The sequence below is a fragment of the Shewanella rhizosphaerae genome (genome assembly GCF_019457655.1).
GTDB lineage: Bacteria > Pseudomonadota > Gammaproteobacteria > Enterobacterales > Shewanellaceae > Shewanella > Shewanella loihica.
The window spans coordinates 1,084,000-1,109,015 of record NZ_CP080420.1 but is presented as its reverse complement, the minus strand read 5'-3'; the positions used below and the strand labels follow the sequence as shown (position 1 = coordinate 1,109,015).

General features: G+C 55.4%; 24 protein-coding genes. 13 read left to right on the top strand and 11 right to left on the bottom strand.

From position 1 onward, the window contains the following. The first annotated feature begins 14 nt into the window (after positions 1-14). Positions 15-359: a DUF3634 family protein gene (locus K0I63_RS04945; RefSeq protein WP_220082747.1), complete on the top strand. Its 345-nt coding sequence runs from the start codon at positions 15-17 to the stop codon at positions 357-359. Positions 360-419: 60 nt separating this feature from the next. On the opposite strand, the gene K0I63_RS04940 is transcribed toward K0I63_RS04945, so the two are convergent. Together K0I63_RS04940 and K0I63_RS04935 are read right to left on the bottom strand one after the other, a co-directional pair. Continuing rightward, entirely contained in the window at positions 420-611 is a 192-nt protein-coding gene (locus K0I63_RS04940) for a hypothetical protein (protein WP_220082746.1), read from the bottom strand. A 15-nt stretch (positions 612-626) separates the two neighbouring features. Further along, positions 627-1,577 (bottom strand): polyprenyl-phosphate transporter, encoded by a 951-nt coding sequence (locus tag K0I63_RS04935; protein ID WP_220082745.1) that lies wholly within the window; start codon positions 1,575-1,577, stop codon positions 627-629. Positions 1,578-1,789: 212 nt separating this feature from the next. Here K0I63_RS04935 and K0I63_RS04930 point away from each other — a divergent pair, with 212 nt between their 5' ends. The 3 genes from K0I63_RS04930 to bamJ all read left to right on the top strand — a co-directional run bounded on the left by K0I63_RS04930 (position 1,790) and on the right by bamJ (position 3,585). Continuing rightward, the gene (locus tag K0I63_RS04930; RefSeq protein WP_220082744.1) at positions 1,790-2,266 is read left to right on the top strand and encodes a hotdog fold domain-containing protein; all 477 of its coding nucleotides are present in this window, start codon (positions 1,790-1,792) and stop codon (positions 2,264-2,266) included. 132 nt (positions 2,267-2,398) lie between these two features. After that, positions 2,399-3,025, top strand: coding sequence for a DUF1294 domain-containing protein (locus tag K0I63_RS04925; RefSeq protein ID WP_220082743.1), 627 nt, complete (start codon positions 2,399-2,401; stop codon positions 3,023-3,025). A gap of 86 nt (positions 3,026-3,111) precedes the next feature. Then, positions 3,112-3,585, top strand: a complete 474-nt coding sequence (bamJ, locus tag K0I63_RS04920) for a BamJ family beta-barrel-assembly machinery protein (protein WP_220082742.1) — start codon at positions 3,112-3,114, stop codon at positions 3,583-3,585. Positions 3,586-3,797: 212 nt separating this feature from the next. Here the strand turns inward: bamJ and K0I63_RS04915 are convergent, their stop codons facing one another. The 3 genes from K0I63_RS04915 to K0I63_RS04905 form a co-directional block, all read right to left on the bottom strand. Beyond that, positions 3,798-5,036: a M24 family metallopeptidase gene (locus K0I63_RS04915; protein ID WP_220082741.1), complete on the bottom strand. Its 1,239-nt coding sequence runs from the start codon at positions 5,034-5,036 to the stop codon at positions 3,798-3,800. A gap of 288 nt (positions 5,037-5,324) precedes the next feature. Continuing rightward, a complete protein-coding gene (locus tag K0I63_RS04910) occupies positions 5,325-6,104 on the bottom strand; it encodes an ROK family protein (RefSeq protein ID WP_220080095.1) in 780 nt (259 codons plus the stop codon). 158 nt (positions 6,105-6,262) lie between these two features. Next, a complete protein-coding gene (locus K0I63_RS04905) occupies positions 6,263-7,459 on the bottom strand; it encodes an MFS transporter (RefSeq protein WP_220082740.1) in 1,197 nt (398 codons plus the stop codon). 517 nt (positions 7,460-7,976) lie between these two features. Here K0I63_RS04905 and K0I63_RS04900 point away from each other — a divergent pair. After that, on the top strand, positions 7,977-9,764 hold the full coding sequence (locus K0I63_RS04900; RefSeq protein ID WP_220082739.1) for an aminopeptidase P family protein: 1,788 nt from the start codon (positions 7,977-7,979) through the stop codon (positions 9,762-9,764). A 115-nt stretch (positions 9,765-9,879) separates the two neighbouring features. On the opposite strand, the gene K0I63_RS04895 is transcribed toward K0I63_RS04900, so the two are convergent. Next, positions 9,880-11,079, bottom strand: a complete 1,200-nt coding sequence (locus K0I63_RS04895; RefSeq protein ID WP_011864756.1) for an EAL domain-containing response regulator — start codon at positions 11,077-11,079, stop codon at positions 9,880-9,882. 319 nt (positions 11,080-11,398) lie between these two features. Here K0I63_RS04895 and K0I63_RS04890 point away from each other — a divergent pair, with 319 nt between their 5' ends. The 4 genes from K0I63_RS04890 to K0I63_RS04875 all read left to right on the top strand — a co-directional run bounded on the left by K0I63_RS04890 (position 11,399) and on the right by K0I63_RS04875 (position 15,976). Further along, positions 11,399-12,697, top strand: coding sequence for a DEAD/DEAH box helicase (locus K0I63_RS04890; RefSeq protein ID WP_220080092.1), 1,299 nt, complete (start codon positions 11,399-11,401; stop codon positions 12,695-12,697). Positions 12,698-12,849: 152 nt separating this feature from the next. Then, complete coding sequence (locus tag K0I63_RS04885; RefSeq protein ID WP_258406943.1) at positions 12,850-13,518, top strand: peroxiredoxin-like family protein; 669 nt, start codon at positions 12,850-12,852, stop codon at positions 13,516-13,518. Positions 13,519-13,693: 175 nt separating this feature from the next. Then, positions 13,694-14,326 (top strand): DUF2913 family protein, encoded by a 633-nt coding sequence (locus K0I63_RS04880; RefSeq protein ID WP_220082738.1) that lies wholly within the window; start codon positions 13,694-13,696, stop codon positions 14,324-14,326. Positions 14,327-14,464: 138 nt separating this feature from the next. Further along, positions 14,465-15,976: a carboxypeptidase M32 gene (locus tag K0I63_RS04875; RefSeq protein WP_220082737.1), complete on the top strand. Its 1,512-nt coding sequence runs from the start codon at positions 14,465-14,467 to the stop codon at positions 15,974-15,976. 143 nt (positions 15,977-16,119) lie between these two features. Here the strand turns inward: K0I63_RS04875 and K0I63_RS04870 are convergent, their stop codons facing one another. After that, the gene (locus K0I63_RS04870) at positions 16,120-17,907 is read right to left on the bottom strand and encodes a flotillin family protein (RefSeq protein WP_220082736.1); all 1,788 of its coding nucleotides are present in this window, start codon (positions 17,905-17,907) and stop codon (positions 16,120-16,122) included. A gap of 53 nt (positions 17,908-17,960) precedes the next feature. Beyond that, positions 17,961-18,596 (bottom strand): YqiJ family protein, encoded by a 636-nt coding sequence (locus K0I63_RS04865; RefSeq protein WP_220082735.1) that lies wholly within the window; start codon positions 18,594-18,596, stop codon positions 17,961-17,963. A 371-nt stretch (positions 18,597-18,967) separates the two neighbouring features. On the opposite strand from K0I63_RS04865, the gene K0I63_RS04860 reads away from it, so the two are divergent. The 3 genes from K0I63_RS04860 to K0I63_RS04850 all read left to right on the top strand — a co-directional run bounded on the left by K0I63_RS04860 (position 18,968) and on the right by K0I63_RS04850 (position 20,336). Further along, positions 18,968-19,453: a GNAT family N-acetyltransferase gene (locus K0I63_RS04860; RefSeq protein ID WP_220082734.1), complete on the top strand. Its 486-nt coding sequence runs from the start codon at positions 18,968-18,970 to the stop codon at positions 19,451-19,453. Positions 19,454-19,504: 51 nt separating this feature from the next. Then, positions 19,505-19,765: a DUF2960 domain-containing protein gene (locus K0I63_RS04855; RefSeq protein ID WP_220082733.1), complete on the top strand. Its 261-nt coding sequence runs from the start codon at positions 19,505-19,507 to the stop codon at positions 19,763-19,765. A 61-nt stretch (positions 19,766-19,826) separates the two neighbouring features. After that, the gene (locus K0I63_RS04850) at positions 19,827-20,336 is read left to right on the top strand and encodes an RDD family protein (protein ID WP_011864747.1); all 510 of its coding nucleotides are present in this window, start codon (positions 19,827-19,829) and stop codon (positions 20,334-20,336) included. 71 nt (positions 20,337-20,407) lie between these two features. Here K0I63_RS04850 and lptG read toward each other — a convergent pair whose 3' ends face one another. Continuing rightward, on the bottom strand, positions 20,408-21,466 hold the full coding sequence (gene lptG / locus K0I63_RS04845; protein WP_011864746.1) for an LPS export ABC transporter permease LptG: 1,059 nt from the start codon (positions 21,464-21,466) through the stop codon (positions 20,408-20,410). After that, entirely contained in the window at positions 21,463-22,575 is a 1,113-nt protein-coding gene (gene lptF, locus K0I63_RS04840; RefSeq protein ID WP_220082732.1) for an LPS export ABC transporter permease LptF, read from the bottom strand. The genes lptG and lptF overlap by 4 nt, the downstream gene beginning before the upstream one ends. 220 nt (positions 22,576-22,795) lie before the next feature. Here lptF and pepA point away from each other — a divergent pair, with 220 nt between their 5' ends. Further along, complete coding sequence (gene pepA / locus K0I63_RS04835) at positions 22,796-24,304, top strand: leucyl aminopeptidase (RefSeq protein WP_011864744.1); 1,509 nt, start codon at positions 22,796-22,798, stop codon at positions 24,302-24,304. Positions 24,305-24,478: 174 nt separating this feature from the next. Here pepA and K0I63_RS04830 read toward each other — a convergent pair whose 3' ends face one another. Further along, the gene (locus K0I63_RS04830; protein WP_220082731.1) at positions 24,479-24,868 is read right to left on the bottom strand and encodes a TonB-dependent receptor; all 390 of its coding nucleotides are present in this window, start codon (positions 24,866-24,868) and stop codon (positions 24,479-24,481) included. Positions 24,869-25,016 lie beyond the last annotated feature (148 nt).

The window sequence follows — 25,016 nt, the reverse complement described above, 5'->3', positions numbered from 1 at the left end:
GCTAAGGAGTGACTATGACTGAAACCCTATTGAAAATCGCCTTTATCCTGGTGGGCCTCTTTCTAATCTACAAGCTGATCTTCTCAGGCAAACGTGGCGTAAGCCTTTTTGAGATGCATTTTAAAGATGGCCGTCTCATCTCCCACAAGGGCAAGATCCCGGAGAAGTTTCAGCGGGAATGTAAAGCCATCGCCAAGAGTGAGAAACTGACCTGTGTGGTACGCGCCGAGAAGAGTGGCGGCGTCAGGCTGCATGTATCGGCCAACGTCAGCGATGCCATCATTCAGCGCATCCGCAACCAATTTCCGTTCGAATACTACGACAAGAAAACCGTCGATAATTCGCGTCAGGCAGGCTAGGCCCGCCCTAAGCTAAACCTAGCCTAAGCTAAACCTAGCCTAAGCAGAGGCCGCCCCGAGTTACGGATTCAGATACTGATCCAGGCGGCCATCTTGCTTAGCATCGTCTATGATGCGTTGATTATCCTGTGACATGGGGTCCTTGACCTCCAGCGGATCCCCTTGAGGCTCTGGCTCAGCCGTCACACTCATGTTTATCCCGGTCGAACAGGCGCTTAAACCAAGCGCCACCAGCAGTATCCATTTATTCATCTCTCGCCCCCACTCCTAGTTATTAGCAGTATTCTTACTTTTAGTGCTAGCAGCATTGTCGCCAGCAAAATATTCCAGTGCCCATACCAGGGCGATACCCGCCAACATGGCGCAGATGGCCAGCCCAAGCTGCGCCGGTTGCCCGGTCAGTTGCTCAAAATTCATAGGCGACAAGTTCTGTTCCAGCAGAGGCACCTGCTCGCCCGCCGAGTTTTCTCGCCAGGTGAGCACCTGCTTCCAGGGCCAGATCTTACCTAGGGTGCCGAGCATCAAGCCGGTGAGGAAGATCAGCGTGGCGTCATGGTATTTACGCAGCAGCGCCGACAGCAGATGACTGAATGAGAGCAAGCCTGCCACACAGCCACTGGCGAACGTCAGTAACACGGGGATATCCAGGCTCTTGGCGGCGCCCAGCACCGAGGTGTAGAGGCCGAGTAGCAGCAGGATAAAACTGCCAGAGATCCCCGGCAGCAACATGGCGCAGATGGCGATACTGCCACCGATGAAGACATTTAGATAGGTCATCTGCATATCGATTGGATGCAGCACAGTGATCCCCCAGGCAAAGGCCACGCCCAGGGCAAACAGGGCCAGGCGTCCCACAGAAAAGCCCTTCACCTGCTTGAGCATGTGCACCACAGAGATGATGATGAGACCGAAGAAGAAGGACCACACGGGGATCGGATGACTATGCAGCAGATAGGTGATCAGCTTGGCCAGGGTAAAGATGCTGGTGAGGATACCGCCGAACACGGCGATCAGGAAGGGGCCGTTAATATGCATAAAGGCGGCCTTCAGCCCCTGCTGGCGGATCACCCCGATGAGGTTAGGGTTAACCTTACGTATGCTGTTGAGCAGGGGGGCGAGGATCCCCGTGATAAAGGCAATGGTGCCACCGGAAACGCCGGGCACCACATCGGCGGCCCCCATGGCCATCCCTTTGAAATAAGTCAGCAGATATTTCACTCAAGATCCTTAAGTTAATGATTTTCTTTAAGCCAAAAGCCTTAGCGCCCGATTATACGCGCCCGGTGCAGCCAAAGGAAAATGAAGTTTGGTTTAGGCGGCCAAATCACGGGCCTATTGTTAACCACTTGTTATTCGGCTAGTCTAAAAACTCATCTGACCAGACAAGCTTTTTCTTAAACCAGCAAAGCATTTTAATAACGAGTAAGCCAATGAATAACAAACCGACACGAGTGATGGCCCTCTACCACCGCCTAACCAAGTGGCCTCTGGGCCATAAGTTTTTCTCCCTCATGGTGTCACGCATGGCGCCCTACTTCGCCACCGTTAAGCCCCTGGTCACAGAGCTGAGACCCAACTACTGCCAGGTGCTGGTGCGAAAGCGCAAGGCGGTGCAGAACCACATAGGCACAGTGCATGTCATCGCCATCTGTAATGGCCTGGAGATGGCCATGGGCACCATGGCCGAGGCGTCAATTCCCGCCCACCTACGCTGGATCCCCAAGGGAATGAGCGTCGACTATACCGCCAAGGCAGGCAGCGACATCCGCTGCATCGCCGAGGTCACGCCCGAACAGTGGGTCGAGGGCGACATGCTGGTCAATGTTACCGCCTTGGATGAGAATGATGTGGTGGTGGTCAAGGGCCACATCAAGCTGTGGATATCCCTCAAGCCACCCAAGAAATGATCTCAATTCTAAGAGGCCGCAGTACGACCAAAGTGCAACCTTAATGCGGCCTTAAGTATTTGTATCGACCCTGATGTGCATTGCTCAGACAATGCAGTAAGATGCAGGCTTTACTCGATGCAAGGAACTCGCATGAGCAGCAAAATTTTTACCGGCACCTTAAGCCAATGGCACGACGACAAGGGATATGGCTTTATCAAGCCTAATGGCTCAGGCGCCGAACTATTTGTCCACATCAGCAGCTTCAAAGGCCATGTGCCACAGAAGGGGCAGGCCCTCAAATATCACCTCAGTCAGGACAAGCAAGGCCGTCCCTGCGCCGAACTTATCCTTTCAAAGGCAAGGCGGGTATCGAACAAGACAGCTTCTTCCCGGCTCGGCCTAAAGTTTGCCCTGCGCCTGCTACTCACAGCCGCCATGTTTATCGGCCTCTTCTTCGCAGCCGCAATGCAGCGACTCCCCATGGCAAGTCTGCTCTACTTCGCCGTCTTGAGTCTCATCACCTATATGGCCTATGCCGTGGATAAGAGCGCCGCCCAGAAAGGCAACTGGCGCGTGCAGGAAAGCAGCTTACATCTCCTCTCTCTGCTCGGCGGCTGGCCGGGGGCCATGCTGGGCCAGCAGCACCTGAGACACAAGTCCAGTAAGCGTGCTTTTCGTGTTGTGCTCTGGCTGACGGTGATCATCAATCTCAGCCTGTTAGGCGCTCTGGTATCACCAAAGGGGCAAGCCCTGCTGACACAGCTAGGGGTTAACTAGCCTATTGATCCAGATGAGCCCTCCTCGTTTACCCACAGGGCACAATTGGCTATGATGAAGGCCGCACTTTTATAGGAAAATCAAAGATGAGAATGATATTAGCAGTCGTGGTGATCGCCGGCGTCTTGTTTTACTTCTTTACCAGCATGAACAATCAGAAGGCGGCTAAGGAGAATATCGCCAAGAGCGAAGCTTTTCTAGCCCAGAACAAGACAGAGGAAGGGGTTATCGAGACCGCTTCGGGGCTCCAGTACAAGATTTTGGCAAAGGGTGACGGCAGTGTCCATCCCAAGGCCAGCGATACAGTGACGGTTCACTACCACGGCACACTGATCGACGGCACAGTGTTCGACAGCTCGGTCGAGCGCGGCGAGCCTATCGCCTTCCCGCTTAATCGCGTCATCAAGGGCTGGACCGAGGGGGTACAGCTGATGGTCGAAGGGGAAAAGACCCGCTTCTTTATTCCTAGCAGCCTGGCCTATGGCAACCGCAACGCCGGCAAGATCCCCGGCGGTTCTGTGCTTATCTTCGATGTTGAGTTGATTAGCATAGATAGGTAGAGACAGTGACTTACGACATGAAAAACGCGCCCTAAGGCGCGTTTTTTGTATCATACCAATCACGGAAATGAGTGATCAGAAATAGCGCAGGAAAAACGTTCGAGAACAAGGCGAAATTTTTCGATAAGTAGTTATTCTACAATCAAAAATAGTAACGCAGTTATCGAACGTTTTAACAAGCTAGCATGCTCAGTTATTTACTACGATTGGTATCAGTACCCGAAGGGGTTATCGATAGAGTGAGCCGGTTGGGTAAACCATTTCGGACCGCTCTGTGTCATATAGAAGTGATCCTCGTGGCGCACTCCAAACTCGCCCGGCACACACAGCATGGGCTCGTTACTAAAACACATGCCTGGAGCTAGCGGCGTATGGTCATTCAGCACCAAGTAGGGCCACTCATGGATATCCAGGCCTATGCCATGTCCCGTCCTATGGGGCAGACCCGGCAGGTCATAGCCAGGGCCGAAACCTGCCTGCTCGAGTACGTCGCGGGCGGCGCGATCTACGCTTGAACAAGGTGCCCCCACCTTAGCGGCCTCGAAGGCGGCTAGCTGAGCATCCTGCTCCAGTTGCCACAGCTGACGCTGACGCTCGCTCGGCGTGCCGTAGACATAGGTGCGGGTAATGTCTGAGTTATAACCGTGTAGCTGACAGCCGGTGTCGATCAGCACGGTATCATTAAGCTGGAGCGCCTTAGGCGACTTGACCCCATGGGGATAGGCCGAGTCTTCACCAAAGAGCACGATACAGAAATAGGAGCCCGCCGGGGCGCCTACGGCTTTGTGGGCCTGGTTAATAAAGCTCTCCACCTCGCCGACTGTGATCCCTTCATGCAGGATGCGTGCGGCGGCCTTGTGCACCTCAAGGGTCATATCCTTGGCGCGCTGCAACAGGGCTAGCTCTGTCTCAGACTTGATCATGCGACAGGCGGCGGTAACCGTCTTACCGTTAACGAATTCAAATGCCGGCGCCAGTTGACGCACGCCATCGAAGATGAAAAACGCCGCCGACTCATCCATCGCCAGCTTGCCTTGGCTTATGCCAAGTTCACCGAGTCGCTGAACGAACAAGCCATAGGGACTCTCATCCTCATGCCAGCAGTTCACCCGCCCCTCGATAACCATGTAGCCCTTAAGTGTGTCGAGTTCGAACGCGGGAGCGATATATTCAAGCTCACCCTCGGCGGGCAGTATGGCACCCACCATACGCTCACTGGCGTACCAGCGCGTGCCGGTAAAGTAGTAGAGGTTAGTGCCGGCGTTGAGATAGATGGCCGCAATGCCCTGCTGACGCATCAGCTGCTGCGCCTTGTCGATACGCGCCCGGTACTCCTGCGCCGAGATCCCTTCGACCCCTTGGGTCATATCAGACAACTTGGCCAGCTCCTGCTCGGGCGTCGAGCCGCCAACACCCATCGTAGAAATTAAGCCTGTGGTATTTACACTCATAGTTAACACCTTTGATGGCAGTCGCGGGGCCAACCCGCAACCACCATGGAAAAGAAGAATGATAGGTAGCCTTTTTAGCATAATGTATACAAAAAAGCAGTAGCTAACAGAAAGAAAAATCTTCAAGGTAGGCAAGCAAGGCTTAAGGGGGAACTCAAGAGCTAACGCAATCTAATCGACAAATGTAAAAGCTGAATAACGACTAAATCGGATTAGTACATTTTGATTTTGCTCGCAATGCTTTTACTCGCAATGACTCTACAAGTTATTGCTTTACAAGTAATAGCTTCACTCGGCGTGCTGGGCTAGCAGTACCTTGAGGCCGCGGCACACCAGGGTCTCCATATCATCGACCCGGGCGATGTTCACATCCCCCAGCGGCGCCGTTAGCGCCAGTTGTCTCAGGGACTCGACACAGCCCTTGTAATAGTCCGGCTGATTCATCATAGGGCCCGCAAGCCAGATACGATTAGGGTTCAGTAGGTTGATGGCCCAGGCGATCCCCATCCCCAGGTAACTACCGGCGCGGTAGAGTTCTTGCGGACTCTTGAGGCCGCGAATGCGAATCGACTCGCCACTGGCCAGCTGCTCCAGACTGTACTCGCCTCCTTCACTCATCACCCGGCAATGACCCAGCTCGCCGGCTACCCCGCCGGCGCCAAGAAACGGCTCGCCCTTGATGGCGATCGCCATGCCGATGCCGGCGCCGCTCATCAGCAGCAATTCGCAGGCATTTTTAGGGTCGCAGACCGCCAGCATGCCGGCATCGATATCGTTGTGGAGCAGGCTAAAGCGGGCCTGAGTCTTGAGCTTAGCCAGCGACAGACCGTTGAGCTTGGGTGCCACCTTGCAGGCGATCAAGGTATCTTGCTTCACCAGTCCGGGCACCGCCACCCCTAAGGCATAGTCACTCAGGCCATAGTCGGCTTCGATGTCGGCGATGTGACGGTTGAGGTCGGCCAGGGTGAAGTGCTCGCCGGTGGCGATTTTATATTGCTCGGTGCGCCCCTGAGTCTCAATTTCGAACAGGGCGGTAGTCGCGCCAATATCTATGGTCAGGGATTGCATAACGAGCTCCGTAGCCGACTAGCTCATCACGGCGAGAGCCTCTCGGCGCGATGAGTAGAAGAGTTGTGTATCGCTAAATTTTATCACAAAAACCATCTACTAAGGCTATATAAAATGCGACTAACACCTTGCTTTGATTGAATTTCCATCAAGGCCTATCAGGTTTCATCTATTTTCTGCTCATTTGCCAGCCTCAGGGGCACCCGTCCCCAGGCCATCAAGAGTAGATGAATGGCCAGCAGCGTGATACAGGTGAGCAGCATCACCTCCCAGCCTAGCCAGTGCAGCACCCAGCCGGCGCTTAAGGAGGCTAGGGCCTGGGAACCGAAGACGAAGGCATCGTTAAAGGCCTGAACCTTAAAGCGTTCTTCACTGTGGTAATAACGTGGCAACAAGACGGTTCCGGCCACAAACAGCAGGTTCCAGCCGACGCCTAACAGCACCAGGGCCACCCAGTAGTTCAGCAGCTCCCGCCCGAGCAAGGCAACCGTGATGGTCACTCCATAGGCCGCCAGGCCCACCAGCATCATGCGGCTGGTGCCAAACTTGGCCACCAGGTAGCCGCTAAACAGCGATGGAAAATACATGGCGATGATGTGACTCTGGATCACCCACTTGGTATCGGCCAGGGAATAGTGCTCCATGTGATGCATATGCAGGGGCGTGGCCGTCATGATGAAGCTCATCATGCCATAGCCTATGGTCGCGGCGCCGATGGCGGTCCAGATAGAAGGCTGCAACAAGATGTTCCCAAGGGGACGCACGGCCTGATGGGATGCCGCATGGGCCGGTTTGTCCTGGCGATTTTCCTGATAGAAACAGAGCACCAGCCCCGCCATCAGGCAGACGCAGATCAGAAACAGGAAGGCGCCCACATGAGGCGTGGCAAACAGGTTTTCACCCAGCACCGCAAGTTCTGGCCCCATGATGGCGGCCACCAAACCACCTACCAAGACCCGGGAGGCCGCCTTGGCACTATCTAGTGCCGCCACCGACTCCATGGCCGCGAAGCGGTATTGCTGCACTATCGCCCCGGCAGAGCCCAAGAGCAAGCCACTGAGACAGAAAGGCACAAATAGCTGTGCCTGGGTGGCGAAGGCCGCCAGGAGCCCCCCGCTTGCCCCCAAGCCACTGCCCAGCAGAAAGATCTTCTTGCGGCCGAAGCGACGCATCAAACGACTAACAGGCACCACAGAGATGGCCACGCCTATTACCATGATGGCAATCGGCAGGGTGGCCAGCGCCGGGGTTGGCGCTAATTCGGCGCCAATCAGGCCGCCGAGCAACATCATCATGGGGGTGGCACTCATGGCAAAGGCCTGAGCCAGGGTTAATACCCATACATTTCTTGGCATAAAGGTAGGATCTACTGATCTTCTGCGTTCATTTTGCAGCATTCTGTATTCATTCTAGGCAAGGCAGAGCACTTGCAATCTAGTACGCTAGATAAATAAGCGATAACCCAGTAGAAAAATGATACAGACGCTGCCCCTAGGCTTCATCTTGAAAACAAAATTTGTGCTCAAAAGGTCAACTGCCCCTAATCACAAATCGTTCACTTATAAGCAAAATACTGACTCGCGACTAACTTTACCAGCCTAGAAAGCGGATATTGGCGGATATTGCGCGCTGTATCTCTGCCCCTCAGCGCTATCTGATTCAATATCCACAGGAAACCTAGCGACTCACACCAGGCTTTACGCCGTCCTCGATCAGCTTTTTCGCCCCTCCCTTCCAACTCACCCGCTGAGCTGCGATAATCGGCGGCAACTCAGCCAATATCTCACCTCTGGAGATAAGGCCAAGCCTATTCGCTCAAGCCCAGAAGGCCACGCTTAGATGGCCCCGCAATTGGGTACTAAAGGAGACTTCATGATATCTGTAACCGCACAACGTCTGGACGCCGTAAGAAGTGACATGCTCAGCCAAACCCTCGATGCCTTCATCGTGCCCCGGGCCGACGAATATCTGGGCGAGTATGTCCCCGAGCGTAACGAAAGACTGCACTGGCTCACCGGCTTTACCGGTTCGGCGGGCATGGCCATAGTGCTCAAAGAAAGGGCCGCCATTTTCGTCGATGGCCGTTACACGGTTCAGGTCAAGCAGCAGGTAAACAGTGCTCAGTTCGATTATCAGAGTCTCACTGACACGCCGCAGATCCCTTGGCTCATCGCCCAGCTAAGCGAAGGCGCTCGCATCGGCTACGACCCGCGCCTGCATACCCTGAGCTGGCAGCAACAGGCCGAGGCCCAGTGTCAGCGCGCCGGTATCGAACTCATTGCGGTGAAAGACAACCCTATCGATCACCACTGGCAAGAGCGTCCCGCCGCCTCCAACGCCGCCATCAGCCTGTTTAGCGAGCAGAGCGCCGGCGTCAGCAGCGCCGTGAAGCGTGAGCAGATAGGTAAGGCCGTGGCCGCAGCCGGCGCCGATGTGGCGCTCATCAGCGCGCTGGACTCCTTCTGCTGGCTGCTGAACATTCGCGGCAACGACGTACCTCGTCTGCCCGTGGTCTTAGGCACGGCCCTGCTGTATAAGAATGGCGAAATGACACTCTTTACCGATCTCGCCAAACTGCCAGAGGGGATCCAGGCCCATGTGGGAGCAGGTGTGAGCTTCATGGCCGAGACCGAACTCGAAGGCGTGTTATCTAAGTTCGATGGCGTCAAGCTGCTGGCCGACCCAGACAGCGCCAACGCCTGGATGCAGCTCACAGCTAAGCAAGCCGGCGCCAGGTTGATCGCCGGACAAGATCCAGTTGCCCTGCCCAAGGCGCAGAAGAATCCGGCCGAACTCGCCGGCCTTAGCGCCTGTCATATTCGCGACGGCGTGGCCGTGAGCCGTTTCCTCGCCTGGCTCGACGCCGAGGTGGCCGCCCAGCGTCTCTATGACGAAGGCACCCTGGCCGATAAACTAGAGAGCTTCCGCCTGGAAGATCCCCAGTATCGCGAGCCAAGCTTCGATACCATCTCGGCCGCCGGTGCTAACGCCGCCATGTGCCACTACAACCACAACAATGGCACCCCCGCCATGATGACCATGGACAGCATCTATCTGGTGGACTCGGGCGCCCAGTATCTGGATGGCACCACAGATGTTACCCGCACCATCGCCATCGGCGAGGTCACCGACGAGCAGCGTAAGATGGTCACCCTGGTACTCAAGGGGCATATCGCTTTGGATCAGGCCAGATTCCCTAAGGGCACTACGGGCCAGCAACTCGACGGCTTCGCCCGTCAATACCTGTGGCAGCACGGCTTCGATTACGACCACGGCACTGGCCACGGCGTGGGCCACTTCCTCAGCGTCCATGAGGGGCCGCAGCGCATCGCCAAGAACAGCAATGCCGTCGTCCTGCTGCCGGGCATGGTGGTGTCGAACGAGCCGGGCTACTACCGCGCCGATGCCTTCGGTATTCGTATCGAAAACCTCATCACAGTGCAGGCCTGCGAGGCTCTCGCCGGTGCCGAACGTGAGATGTATGAGTTCCATGCCCTCACCCTGATCCCGATCGACACACGTCTTATCGATAAGCAGCTGCTGAATGACGCCGAGATCAACTGGCTCAATGGCTACCATCAGAGAGTCAGAGAGACCCTGAGCCCGCTGATGCAGGGCGCTGAGCTCGACTGGCTACTCGAGGCGACCGAGGCTATATAAGACTTTGGCTATATAAAGCTTTAGCTATTTAAAGCTTTGGCCATTTAAAGCCTTGGCCTTTTAAGACTGGGGAATTTGCCCCATAAAAAACAGCACCCTAGGGTGCTGTTTCTGTTTAGGCCTGAACCAGGCGCTCGCGGGCCTTTAGCCAGCGCACCAACTCGCTGTAGGGTTTAGGACGGCAGATGAGATAGCCCTGCAAGGAGATATCCTCTATCTGCTCCAGGTAGTTGAGATCATGGATATCCTCTACTCCCTCGGCCACCAGATGAATCCCGAGCTTGCCACTAATCGCCTGCATAGATTTCAGTATAGTCTGGGAGACAGGGTCTTTATGTATGCCATGAACCAAGCTGCGATCCAGCTTCAACTCGCTGATAGGCAGGGTGCACAGCTGGGAGAGATTGGTATAACCTGTACCGAAGTCGTCTATGGCCACGCCAATACGGTTCATCCTCAGCTGGCTGATGGTAGAGTGCTGACGCTGCTTATCCAGCACCTGATTTTCGGTGATCTCCACCGTAAGGCGCGACGGCGACAACAGATTTTGCTCGCAATACTGCATCAGGCGGGTATGCCAGCCGCTCTGATTGAGCTGCTTGGGAGTCAGGTTGATCGACAGGTGGCACTGTTTGCAAGATTCGAACTGGCTGATCAGCGCCCACTCAGGGATGGCATTGTTCAGCAGCTTAGTGGTCAGGCTATTAAGGGCGTTGTTGCACTCGGCCACATCGATAAACTTATCTGGGGTGATCAACTGCAAGCGAGTGCCCTGCTGCAGGCGACACAGCACCTCGAACCCCTTTATCTTGCCGCTGGCGATATCCACCTGCGCCTGATAATAGGGAATGATCTTATTGGAGTTGATGGCGCGGCGGATCTCGTCGATACTCATCAATCCCTTGTGGCGCACACCGTTGCCCTGAAAGGCCATCAGGCGATAACGCTCGACACAGACCCTGAGCTGCTCTGTGGTGACCGGTTTCATCAGGGCGCCCAGCAGCCTGAGCTTAGAAGCCTCCACCAGCTGAGAGGCGGCTTCGACGATACGCGACTCCATGCCAGAGGCGATGATGATCCCCCCCTTAAACTCCATCTTGCTCAGACGCATCAGAAACTCTATGCCGTCGACTTCGGGCATATGCAGGTCCACCACCACTATCTGGTAGTCATCGCTATATTTGCTTAAGGTACGAATGGCGCTGCGGGCGTCGCGGCAGAACTCTACCTTGTCCACATCCAGCAGCAAAAAGTGACGACTGAGCACGCGACAGGCGCTCAGTGAATCATCGACGATCAAGACATTTATCGACATGACATCCCCTCATCCAAAGCAGGATGCTGCCTCGCAGTTGGGGCATACCAAATATACACCTAAGCCTCCATGCCTGTGACAACCTCCAAACGTTAACTTAATAAGGTTAGTTCAGCGCGCTTAAGTGTCAAATTGACCCAAATTGTCGGCATCGGCGATAATTGCGGCAGATAAAAGTGCAGGTTTTAACCGAAAATTTTGCTATACTCCGCGGCCGCCTTTGTGGCCCAGGGTGGTAATGGGTTAAGGTACAGCTCGAGTCTGGACTAAACTCAATTTGATATGTCGTTATTTTAAAAGGTAAACAACAGGATATCCCATGAGATTTGAATCTTTCAGTTTTGCTCCCGAGATTTTGCACGCCATCTCAGAATGTGGGTACCAAAAAATGACGCCCATTCAAAAAGAGGCCATCCCGGCGATCCGTCGCGGACAGGATGTGCTGGCCAGCGCCCAGACGGGTACCGGCAAGACGGCGGCCTTCGCCCTGCCTATCCTGCAGAAGATGTTCGATAGCCCAAGCGACACTCAGCGCTCCAACACCCGTGCGCTAATCCTAGCCCCTACCCGCGAACTGGTGGCTCAGGTGGCCGACAACATCAAGCAGTACAGCCGTTACCTGCCCATCTCAGTGCTGACCGTCTATGGCGGCGTCAAGATGGATACCCAGGCGGCTAAGGTAAAAAAAGGCGCCGACATCATAGTCGCCACCCCGGGTCGTCTGCTGGAGCACCTGCAAGCCTGTAACCTCAACCTGTCTAACGTCGACTTTCTGGTGCTGGATGAGGCCGACCGCATGTTGGACATGGGCTTCATCACAGACATTCAGAAGATACTGCAGCAGGTTAATCGCGACCGTCAGAACCTGCTGTTTTCTGCCACCTTCTCGAGCGCCGTCAAGCAGCTGGCCAACGAGATGCTGGTCAAACCTAAGCTGATCGCCGTCGACAAGCAAAACACCACGGCGGTGACCGTCAGCCAGGTGGTCTACCCTGTGGAGCAGCGCCGCAAGCGTGAACTCCTCTCAGAGCTAATCGGCAAGAAGAACTGGCAACAGGTGCTGGTATTTACGGCCACCCGTGAGGCCGCTGATGTCCTGGTGAAAGAACTCAACCTGGACGGCATCCCATCGGCTGTAGTTCACAGCGAGAAGGCCCAGGGCAATCGTCGCCGTGCGCTGCGAGAATTTAAAGAGGGTAAGGTACGCGCCCTGGTGGCCACCGAGGTCGCCGCCCGCGGCCTGGACATCCCCGAGCTGGAATATGTGGTCAACTTCGACCTGCCCTTCCTAGCTGAGGACTATGTCCACCGTATCGGTCGTACCGGCCGCGCCGGTCGCACTGGCGTCGCCATCTCGCTGGTGAGCCGTGAGGAAGAGCGCACCTTAGCCGACATCGAGAAATTGATCGGTAATAAGATCCGCCGCATCACCATCCCAGGCTATGAGGTGGGCAGCCGCGATCTCTTGATCAAACAGCTGCAGAAGCGTCGCAGCTTCGCCAAGAAACAGCAGCGCAGCGACAACGTGGGCGCTCAGGTGATAGCCGAGAAGAACATGGGGTCTCGCCGGGTGAAGGTGAAGAACTCATCCAACGCGAAAATAAAGAAGCAAAAATAATCGACGTACGGTCACAAAATTATTATCTAATCAAATAAGGCACTTAACAGTGCCTTTTTTGTTCGCATCGATTAATTCCACATCAGGGTGAAAGTTTACGGCCGCCGCCTGGGTCTGTTCGACAGATAAAACAATCACGAGAAGGCCACCCTATGACCAATACACTAAATTCACGCGCTGGCGCCCTGCCGAGCGCCCTACTTTTTACACTGATGACTCTGGCGCTCATCACCCCCTCAGTATCAGCTAAGCCAATAGCTGAAAGCCCGACATCTATCTCGCCGCTACTGAATGGACAGTCGGTGCCCTCGATTCAGGTAAAGGATCTTAAGGGCAAGTCTGTGGATCTGCAGCAACTTATCCAGGGCAAACCCAGTGTGCTCTTCTTCTACCGCGGTGGTTGGTGCCCCTTCTGTAACGCCCAGATGGGTCAGCTGCTGGCGATCGAAGGCGATCTCCTCAAGATGGGCTTTCAACTAATCGGCATCTCGCCCGATGCACCAGAGGAGCTGCGCGCCTCCATGACCAAGAACGATCTCAACTACACCCTGGTCTCGGATGCAGACCTCAATGCCATGCGCGCCTTCGGCCTGGCCTATTTCACCAGTCAGACCATCTCGGATAGATACATGGCCAAGATGCAGCTAAAAAACAAGCTGTGGAGGAACGCCGCCGGCGAGTCCCGCCTGGTGCTGCCGGTGCCCGCCGTCTATATCACAGACAAGACGGGACTGGTGCACTTTCAATACATAAACCCTAACTACAAGGTGCGCGCCGAGCCTAAGCTTATCCTCACCGCGGCGAGCCTCATCCGCCAGTAGGCAAAAGTGCCGACAGCGACTGCGCCACCTGCCCTAGTAAATAATAGAGCTTGTATATAGACAAACCGCCGCGTAGCCAAAGCGCGGCGGTTTTCTTTATCCTGCCGATATTGATAAGCGCGCCGATAGGGTATACTTGGCGCCGCATCCCTTTTTTCTTTTGCGTGGAGACGCAATGACAGAGCAAAGCTACAACCAGGCCCTAGTTGCATTAGCCCAGGCGGGCCTCGCCGACCTGGCGGCGCGTAACGCCAATCCAGGCAGCATCAAGACCCCGGCGGCAGAGAGCCATTTCCTCTGCAACTGGATGGTGCAATCACTCAAGGAGCGACGCTTCTCCAAGTTAGTGGCCGATGACCTGACCCGCTGGATCCGAGAAGGGCGCAGCAAGGGCGCCGGTGCCCAGCTCCCCCAGCTGCTGCAACGAATCGAAAACCAATACCTGCCGGCCATGGAAAATGCCGAGGTAGGTCAGTCGCTACAGGCGCTGATTGCCGACCTCGAGGCCCAGGGTTGGCTGGTCATCCTCGACTGTGAGGTGAGTGGCAAGCTCAGGCTCGACAGCGACGGGCAAAACAGCCTGGTGATCTCGGTCGAGCAGTATGAGCAGCATCTGGTCGAGGGTAAGCTTATCAAGTCCATCACCCTCTATATGCGCGCCGACGAGCAGCTGATCGCCCAGTATGCAGTTAAGCACGCGCTGCTGCTGAGCCAGGGCGACAAGAAAGCCAGCTGCATCAAACACCATAAGGCCTATCGCCTCTATCCGGGCAACCGCCAGCCCGCATTGGCACTGCTGAAAGCCTAAACACGCTTTAGCTCGCCTTCTGTTACAAGCCGTCTTAACTAAGACGGCCCTGCTTATCGACACTCGCATATCAACACTCGTTTTCGGCCATTCTCGTGTTAGCATGTCTGCCAGGTTAACTTAAGGTCGACAGCCACTATGACAGCAAACAAGCAAGATTCGGCGACGCCGCACTACGACACCCTGTGCGCCGCCTTTAAACAGATCCATCACTTCCAGCACCTGCAAGCCCTGGGCGACTGGGATCAGGCCACCATGATGCCAAGTGGCGGCAGCCAAGGAAGGGGCGAGGCGATGGCCGAGCTGGCTCTGCATATTCACACACTCAAGACCGCCCCCACTCTGGTGGATGGATTAGCCGCGGCAGGCGAAGAGGCCTTAACCGCGCAGCAGAAGGCCAACCTGAGAGAGATGCGTTATCACACGCTACAGGCCACCGCCCTACCCGGCGAGCTGGTGCAGCAGAAGACGGCGCTCACCTACGCCTGCGAGCATGCCTGGCGTCAGCAACGCAAAGACAACGACTGGCAGGGCTTTCGGCCAAACCTTGAGAAGGTGATCGCCCTGGTGCGCGAAGAGGCGCAGATCCTCGGCGAGGTGCAGGGACTCTCCCCCTATGACGCCCTGCTCAATAAGTTTGAGCCAGGTTGTCGAACGGCGGCGCTGGATAAGGTATTTGGCGAGCTAAGGACCTGGCTGCCAGAGATGATCCAGCAAGTACAAGCCAAGCAGCAGAGCTGGCAGAAGGTGGTCATCCCCCACAGCAGCGCGGCGTCTCAGCAGGCGCTCAACCTGGATGTGATGAAGCTGCTTGGCTTCGATTTCAATCAGGGGCGCCTGGACACCAGCAGCCACCCCTTCTCGGGCGGCGTACCCGGCGATGTGCGCATCACCACCCGCTATGATGAAGCCGATTTTATCACCTCCCTCTACAGCACCATCCACGAGGTAGGCCATGCCCGCTACGAGCAGGGCCTGCCCATCGACTGGCGCGGCCAACCTGTGGGGCTGGCGCGCTCCATGGCGCTTCACGAGAGTCAGAGCCTGTTCTTCGAGATGCAGCTCGCCCGAAGCCCGGCGATGATCGCCCTGCTTGCCGATAAGATCAACCAGCACTTGGGCGCTAATCTGAACACAGCCCTGAGCAGTGAATCCCTGACACACCTGGTGCAGCGAGTGACGCCTGGCCTTATCCGAGTCGATGCCGACGAGGTGACTTACCCTTGCCATATCATGCTGAGATATGAGGTGGAGAAAGGTCTGATCGACAACAGCCTGCAAGTCGCCGACCTTCCCGAGTTTTGGGACCAGCAGATGCAGAGCCTTTTGGGGCTATCCACTAAGGGAGATTATCGCAACGGCTGCATGCAGGATATCCACTGGCCTGTAGGCGAGCTGGGGTACTTCCCAAGTTACAGCCTGGGCGCCATGTACGCGGCCCAGTTTAAGGCGAGCATGGTCCAGGCGCTGGGCGATATCGACAGCCTGATTGAACAGGAGAATATCACCCAAGTTATGGATTGGCTCAACCAAAACATCTGGTCTCAAGGATCGCTTCTGACCACAGATGAGCTGGTGACGCAAGTGACCGGCGAGGTGCTTAACCCTATTCACTTCAAGCGTCATCTGGAGCAGCGCTACTTAAGTTAAGTTCGGTTAAGTTAGGTTAAACTCGCAATAAGGCAAACAAAAAGGCTAGCGCAATGCGCTAGCCTTTTTCCTTCTATTACCGACAGCTATTTCTTGCTGACAGCTAACTTTTCTAACAGCTAAATATCGTCAGCCCCATTCGCCTAGTTGGCGGCATCGCCCTCGCGCGGCGTCTTACCGTTCAAGGGAGAGTGCGCCCCTTGACTCTCGTCGCTAATCTCGCCGGCGCCCAGCATCTCCTGGGTGATCATGTTGTGGCCTTTAAGCAGGTCGTTGAGTCCGCCATGCTTACCATCCACCATGCCCAGCTCTCTGAGCATGGCATCGACGATAGGCGCGTTGGCGCGGTAATTCAGCGCCGCAGAGGTCACCTGCTCGGCGATACCGCCCTGGCTAAGTACAGCCTCGCCATTGCCCTGAGTCGCTCCCGAGGTGCCGTACCCCTGGAGGATCTTGATCCCTTCGATGTTCTCCAGCGGCTTGACCGCCTGAGCCACCACTTCCGGCAGGGCTTTGAGCATGGCCAGCGCTTTTTGCAGTTCGATCTGCTCGCTGCTGAGCACGTTTTCCGCCTCGTGCAATGCCTGCTTACCGGCCGCCTCGACGGCGTATACCTTCTCGTCTGCCTCGGCCTTGAGCTTCTTAGCATCCGCCGCCGCCTTCGCCTCGGTAAGGATCGCACTCGCCTTATCTTCAGCGGCGCGTTTCTCGGCTTCCGCCTCGACCGTCACGCCCACCGCATCACGCTCGGCTTCCTTACGGGCATCGATCACCTCGATCTCCTTGCGACGGTTAGCCTCGGCCACCTGACGCACGGTAATAACCGCTTCCTCTTTCTCTACCTTGAGCTTCTCTGCCTCGGCCGCCTTGGCACGAGCGGCAGATTCCTCTTCCGACTTCTGCGCTACCGCGATCTGCTTGTCCTGCTCGGCCACCTCGATATCGCGCTGCTGCTGAATGCGTGACTGCTCGATCGCCTTACGTTTCTCGATCTCGCGGGTCTCGATATCTTTGGTCTTCTCAATTTGCGCCGTCTCTACCGCGCGCTCCTTGGCGATCTCCGCCTCACGCTCTTCGCGGCTCTTCTGCTCCTGCTTCTTGAGGATCTCCGCCTTCTGTTCGGCGCGCTTAAATTCCAGTGCCTGTTGCTGCACCAGACGCGCTTCCTCTTCCGCCTTCTCGATCTCCAACGACTCCTTCTCTGCTTCCAGATTACGCTGCTCTATCTTGATACGGTTTTCCTGTTCGATGTCGTTGGTTTCTTTGCGCTTCTCTTCGATGATCTTAGCAAGACGTGCGCGCCCCTCGGCATCGAAGGCGTTATTTTCATTGAAGAATTGCAGGTCTGTCTGGTCGAAACCTGTCAGAGACACAGATTCGAGCTCGAGACCGTTCTTCTCCAGATCGTTGGCGACGTTGTTCTGCACCCGCTGCACGAAGTCGGCGCGCTGCTCATGCATCTCTGTCATGGTCATCTCGGCCGCCACCGCACGCAGCACGTCGACAAACTTAGACTCCATCAACTTCTTCACCTCTTCGACCCGTGTGGTACGGGTACCTAAGGTCTGCGCCGCCATGGAGATCCCCTCGACACTCGGCGCCACGCGCAGATAGAAGTCGGCTCGCACATCCACCCGCATGCGATCTTTGGTGATCAGCGCATCTTTCTGCATCTTCTCCACCTCGATACGCAGGGTGTTCATGTTAACAGCTATGGTTTCGTGCAGCACAGGTAGCACTATGGCGCCGCCATCTTTGATGATCTTCTCTCCGCCAAAACCTGTCCTCACAAAGGCGGTCTCTTTCGAGGCTCGTCGATACAACTTGGCGAAGATCAGGCCGATCACCAAGATACCAATTAACGCCGCGCCAGCGGCAATAAACACAAAGCTGCCCCCAAAAGACAGGCCTATTCCTTCAACTTCATTCATGTTTCATCCTTAATCTAAGCTTGTTGTAAGCAGGTTTCCGGCAGCGAGGCTGCCTAAATTTCATCGTTAAATTGCACCACAGACCAGACCTGGCCATTGCGATTGAGCAGCACCACAGAGGTACCCTGAGAGAAGGCCTCACCCGCCAGCTCGGGTTCCACCAGCACATAATGCTTCTGCTGATAGGCATCTTTCACCACGGCCTCACTGGGAAATCCCTTGCGGGCACAGCCTAAGGTCACCACGCCTACAAGACCGCTGAGTTCGTCGACCGAGACAGCCGAGGTTTCGTTCTTGGGCAGCAGATTGGCGAGACGGGCGCCGAGGATACGACAGGAGAGCGCTCCGAGCACTATGGCGAGCGGAATACTCAAGGGCGCCGGCAAGGCACCATGAAAGGAGATCGCCAGATAGTTGATCGCAAAGCCGGCGATGGCGAAGCTGGTCAGGGCCAGCACCAGCCAGATAAGCAGCGGCAGGCGATCCAGGCAGAGCCAACCGGCCACACCTGTGACCCCAGACACGCCGGTATCGACGTCGGCGTCCATCTCCATGGGCGTCAGATCATCCAGCAGGCCAAACAGGCTAAGGCCGAAGACCATAGAGAAGCCTTCGACCAGGCCCAAGAGGATCACCAAGGCCAGCGCCAGGCTGTAGGGTAAGTTATCGGTAAGCAGTAAAAAATCCACTGTCTCTCTCCATGAGATAATGCCAAAACCCCTAGTGGGGATTTAAGGCCCGCTTAATATCGCGCACGTATATTGCTATACGTCGATTGTTAAACTGATAGTCCTAAACGAATAGTTCTTAACTGATAGTCCTTGCTAGTATTCCTATTGGCGGCTCAGACAAGATACGACTTGCCAAGGCAGGCGAGCCACCGAGGTTAGAGAATAACAGACTGAATAATTGAGTAAATAGCCAATATTCACATTTGTTTTTACTAATCTTAATCCCCTTACCTGTGCCATTGATAAGGCCTAAAAGCTGTGCGAACATCTAACCTTTGCCCCAAAGCGCCCTTAAAGGCTCCAGCCCCTCGAAACTAGAAACATTAGTAATGCAAATACGAGAGATACAGGCCCAGGATTGGCCAGCCATTTTACGCATTCAAGATGAGTGCTATCCCAATATCGAGCCCGAGTCCCTCGCCGCCCTGCAGAGTAAGGCTAGGCTCTCCACTCAGACCTGTTTTGTAGTCACGCAAGATGATGCCGTCATAGGCTATTGCCTGGCGCACCCCTGGCAGCGCGACCTGCCACCGAGCCTGGAGCAGGTGCTGGATGAAGCGCCCAAACAGGAGACCCTCTACCTGCACGATATCGCCTTTTCCGCCAAGGCCCGAGGCCTGGGAGCCGGCGCGGCGGTATTTAATCGCCTCATCGAACAGGCCAGAAACAAGGCACTGGATAGCATCTCGCTAGTGGCCGTGGGCGGCGCCCACACATATTGGCAACGTTTGGGCTTTAAATCGCGTATAATCGACAAATCCTTGGATAGCTACCCGGAAGATGCCTGCTACATGGTGTATGCCATCGATGCGTAGCGCTCCATATCTCGAAGCAAAATTAAGAGAAACCTAATTTAAGAGGACACTATGGCCCGCAGAGTCGGTTATACCTTTAAGAGTCAATACAAAGAGATCAACTTCGTCTACGACAAGTTTCACGACATCTACGAAGCCGTAGCCGCGGCCGAGGGAATCGATCTGACCCGCTACCTCGCCATGGAGGCGCAGGTAGCCATGACCTCCAAGGGCTCCCAGGCGGTGAAAGACTATCGCCAGAAGGAGTTCGCCCGCTTCGGCTTTAGCGACATCCACTTTATTCGAGATGAAAACGCTCAGGATGAAAGCTAAGGCCAAGTTCGCTAGAATAAGCCACCCATTTTCGCCTTTTACCAGATGATGTAGGCCCTGAATGTCTAATATTGAACATGCCAATTTTCCCAGAGCCGGCTTCTTTCGCCGCCTGGGCGCGATAGTGTACGACCTGCTGCTGGCGGTTGCCGTCTACATGGTGGCCGGAGCCATAGGCTTCGGTATCTTTACCGCCCTTACCAGCAGTGGCCTGCTGGCCATGAATGGCTTCGAACATGTCTCAGATCTGCTGAACGGCACACCGCTATACAAGGGTGTTTATCAGCTGTGGATCGCCTTCTGCGTCGGCCTCTTCTATGTGCTGTTTTGGAGCTATGGCGGCCAGACCCTGGGCATGCGCGCCTGGCGTTTGAAGATCCAACATCCCAACGGGCAAAGCCTGAGCATGATCACCGCCACCGCACGTCTCGTCTGGTCGCTACTTGGCATAGGTAACCTGTGGATCTTGATCAACGGCGACAAGCTGGCGCTGCAGGATATGATGACCCGCTCGGAAGTGGTGGTGCTCTCCAAAGAAGCCAACCAGATGCGTAACTGGCACGGCGTGTAAGCTAAACTCAGACAAGAAAAAAGGACCCTAGGGGTCCTTTTTTTAATGAGCTCATCTTTAGTAGAAATAGCCTAGCGGCGAATATAGTAGATGGCCGCGCTACTGAAGATGAGCGGCGGCATCACGGCGCCCAGCACGGCCGGCAGACCATAAACCAGGGTCATGGGGCCGAAGATCTCGTTACAGATGTAGAAGCTGAAACCAGCGACGACACCCAGCAGCACCCGCGCCCCCATGGTCACGGTACGCAGCGGACCAAACACGAATGACAGGGCCACCAGCATCATCACGGCCACAGTGATCGGCTGCATGATCTTACGCCACAGCGCCAGCTCATAACGGCCCGAATCCTGGTTATTGACCCTCAGGTACTCGAGGTAATCCACCAGCCCCTGAATCGACAGGGCCTCGGGTTTTACCGACACTACACTCAGCTTATCCGGGGTCAGGGTCGACTCCCAGCGATACAGAGTAAGATCCGTAAGGCTCACCTGCTCTGGGGTGATCTTGGTCTGGCGCACATCTAACAGGCGCCAATGGTCCTTAGAGTAAACGCCACGGCGCGCCTCTATGGTGCCCACCAGATTCAGCTTATCGTCGAACTCATAGAGCACGATATTGTGCAGGCTGTTGATATCCTCTATCTCGCCAATGTTGACGAACAGGTCGCCATCTTTGGCCCAGATCCCCCGGCTCGACTTAAACAGGCTACCGCCGGAGAGTTTGACCGCCTGCAGCTCCTTGCCGTGACGTTCGGCCACCGGCGCGCCCCATTCCCCCAGGGCCATCACCAAGAGCATCAGCGGCACCGCCGTCTTCATCGCCGACAGGGTGATCTGAAAGCGAGATAAGCCCGCCGACTGCATCACCACCAGCTCTGAGTTCGACGCCAGCATGCCCATGCCGATCAGCGCCCCGAGGAGCACCGCCATGGGGAAAAACATCTCGATATCCCGCGGGATCAGAAACAGCACATAGATGCCGGCATCCACCATGGTGTAGGTACCGCGTCCCACCAAACGAATCTGATCCACCCACTTGATGATGCCTGACAGGCCAGTTAACACCAGCAGACACAGGGCCGAAGTGCTCAGCAGAACACGGGCGATATATAAATCTAGAATTCTCATACCGCCACCTTCTTACGCTTTAGCAAGCCAGAAAGCTTAGCCCCAGCGGGGCGCTCCTTGCTCAGCAGCAACATCCCTAAAAACAGCGCGGAGGCATGAATCCACCACATACCGAGATAGGCAGGGATCACCTCATCTTCGAGCGCCTTACGTCCGGCGATCATCAAGCCGAAATACCCCAGATAGAGCAAGATCGCCGGGAACATCTTGGCAAACTTACCCTGGCGCACATTCACCCGCGCCATGGGCACGGCGATCAGCGTCATGAAAGGGATCGCCAGCGGGATGGCCAGACGCCAGTGGAACTCGGCCACGGCCTCGGGTCCCTCGGTATCCAGCAGCTGGTCGATTGGCAAGGCCGACAGTTTGCGGCGACGCTGATCCACCTCCTGCTCCTTGATCTGCATCTCGTAGCCGGCAAACTGCACCACCTGATAATCGAGCTGGTTCTGCTTGCTCTGGTACTGGATACCATCGTTGAGCTTGAGGCGCTGCTCGCCGCTTTCATCCTCTATCACGCTGCCCCCTTGGGCCACCACGATATTGGACTGGCTGGCGCCATCTTCCGGGTCTGGCAGCTGGGCCACGAACACCTTATCCAGTTGATTGTCACGGCCGATCCGCTCGACGAAGAGTACCGCGCGGCCGTTAGGACTGGTCTGGAAACGCCCCTGGGTCAATGCCGCCAGGCCTGCCTCAGACTGGGCATTTTCCAGCACACGGTTTTGGGTCTCTTCGGCCCAGGGGGTGACATAGATGGCTAAAAAGCCGGTAAACAGCATGTTGGCGACGGCGAGTAGCAGGGTCACCCGAGTGACATACCATTCACTCACGCCGACGCTGTGGAAGACCACCATCTCGCTTTCGGCGTACATACGGCCATGGGCCACCAGGATCCCCAAAAACAGACTCAGAGGCACCACAAGCACGGCAAGATAGGGAAGATTAAGGCCTAGGAGGGTCATCACCAGAGAGGCGGGAAACTCGCCATCGGATGCATCAGCGAGTACACGAACAAAATGTTGGCTAATAAAAATAGCTAACAGTACTAAAAGCACTGCCATCTGCGCTTTTAAAACTTCACGAATCAAGTATCTAAATACAATCACAGGCAGGATCCAGTCCCTAAACTTATATTTATGCTGGTATCAGCCCACTTTTCATGTAGACTGTCTACTTTTGGTAGTTTTGTGACCAGCCTTTAACTAAAAATGGCAGAAAAACACCTGAAAAATTAACATTGGTGTACCAATTTTAGGTCCGTTTTGGACACAAGCAGACATTATCTAATAAATAATAATATTTGTCTTTAAGAATCTAGGAGAGCTCATGGAGTTTAGCGTTAAGAGCGGCAGCCCGGAAAAACAACGTTCGGCCTGTATTGTCGTTGGTGTCTATGAACCTAGACGCCTCTCTGGTATTGCTGAGCAACTGGATAAAATCAGTGAAGGCTACATTAGCAACTTACTTCGCCGCGGCGACTTAGAGGGTAAGCCGGGTCAGATGCTACTTTTGCATCATGTGCCCAACGTGTTGAGTGAACGCGTCCTTCTTGTAGGTTGTGGCAAAGAACGAGAACTAGACGAACGCCAGTACAAGCAGATCATCACTAAAACCATCAACACCCTAAACGATACAGGTTCAATGGAGGCCGTTTGCTTCCTGACCGAACTGCACGTTAAGGGCCGTGACACCTATTGGAAAGTACGCGAAGCCGTTGAATCGACTCAAAATAGTCTGTACAGCTTCGACGCACTCAAGACCCGTAAGGGCGAGACCCGTCGTCCACTGCGCAAGCTGGTCTTCAATGTACCGACCCGCCGCGAACTCACTGTGGGTGAGCGCGCCATCGAGCACGGCATGGCCGTATCGACCGGTACCCAGCTATGTCGTGACGTGGCCAACATGCCACCAAACATCTGTAACCCTGCTTACCTTGCCTCTCAGGCGCGTCAGATTGCCGAGAACCATGAAAACCTCACCGTCACCACGGTAGGCGAAGAGCAGATGGCTAAGCTGGGCATGAACTCTTACCTGGCCGTCGGCCGCGGCAGCCATAACGAGTCAGTCATGACCGTCATGGAATACAAGGGCGCGGTAGACAGCACAGAGAAGCCAATCGTGCTCGTGGGTAAGGGTCTTACCTTCGACTCAGGCGGTATCTCACTCAAGCCTGGCGAAGCCATGGATGAGATGAAATATGACATGGGCGGCGCCGCAGGCGTTATCGGTACCATGCTGGCCCTGTGTGAGCTGAAGCTGCCAATCAACGTAGTGGGCATCCTGGCGGGCTGTGAAAACATGCCGTCGAGCAACGCCTACCGTCCAGGGGATATCCTGACCACTATGTCGGGCCAGACAGTCGAGGTACTCAACACCGACGCCGAAGGCCGTCTGGTACTGTGTGACGTACTCACCTATGTAGAGCGTTTCGACCCTGAGCTGGTCGTTGACACGGCAACCCTTACCGGTGCCTGTGTGATCGCCTTGGGTAAACACGCCTCGGGTCTATTCTCTTCACACAACCCGCTGGCCCACGAGCTACTGAACGCCGGAGAGCAGAGTGGCGACCGCGCATGGCGCATGCCGCTGTGGGACGAGTACCAGGAGCATCTGGAAAGTCCATTTGCCGACATGACCAACCTGGGTGGTCGTCCTGCCGGTGCCATCACAGCTGCCTGCTTCCTGTCGCGCTTCGCCAAGAAGTACAACTGGGCACATCTTGATGTAGCCGGTACCGCATGGAACAGTGGCGCCAACAAGGGCTCAACCGGTCGTCCCGTGCCGCTACTGACTCAGTTCCTGATCAACCGTGCAGGCGTTGAACAGGGCGAGTAATCCACTCCCCTTAAACACTGCCTCATGGCGTGTTTAACACAAAAAAGGTGAAGCAATTGCTTCACCTTTTTTTATGGGATTGACTCTTCCTAAATCGGTTTATTTAGAAACCTAGCCCCCTGCTTAGCCTGCCTGCCTAGTCCGCCGACTTAACCTGCCTGCATAGCCCGCTGATTAACCCGAATGCTTGGCCTTGAGCAGCTGCACCATCATCAGCAAAACGCCGCCGAACACGCTAAAGGAGGCGATCGCCAGGAAAGGGTCAACCACTTCCAGCGCCACAAACTCGCCGTAGAGCAGGAACAGGCCAATGGCGACCCCTATGGTGCCCAGCTGATGCAACCAGAACTGCGCCGTGACCAGCTTACCCGAGTGCGCCCCCGTAGAAGCCTCTAGCCAGAGGCGATAACAGAGGGCATAACTGAAGGAGATCAGAAAGCCTATCATCATGATGTGGGCATGGGTCACCAGCTGCCCATGGTCATGGGAGGCCGCCATGTAGAGGCCCAAGGCTAGCCCGAGCAGGGCGTAGCTAAAGGCCGTTAAAAGATATCGTCTATCCATCTCTGTCACTCCGTTGGGGCCCAAATGCCCAGCAAACCTATCTACTCAGTGTAGGTCAGCCTGGCTCTGAGATGGCGACTGGCGGCCGCTTTAGCGCTTTGTAGCAAATTGTAACCTTTTAAACTATTTGAGAAACAGTATGTTAGAA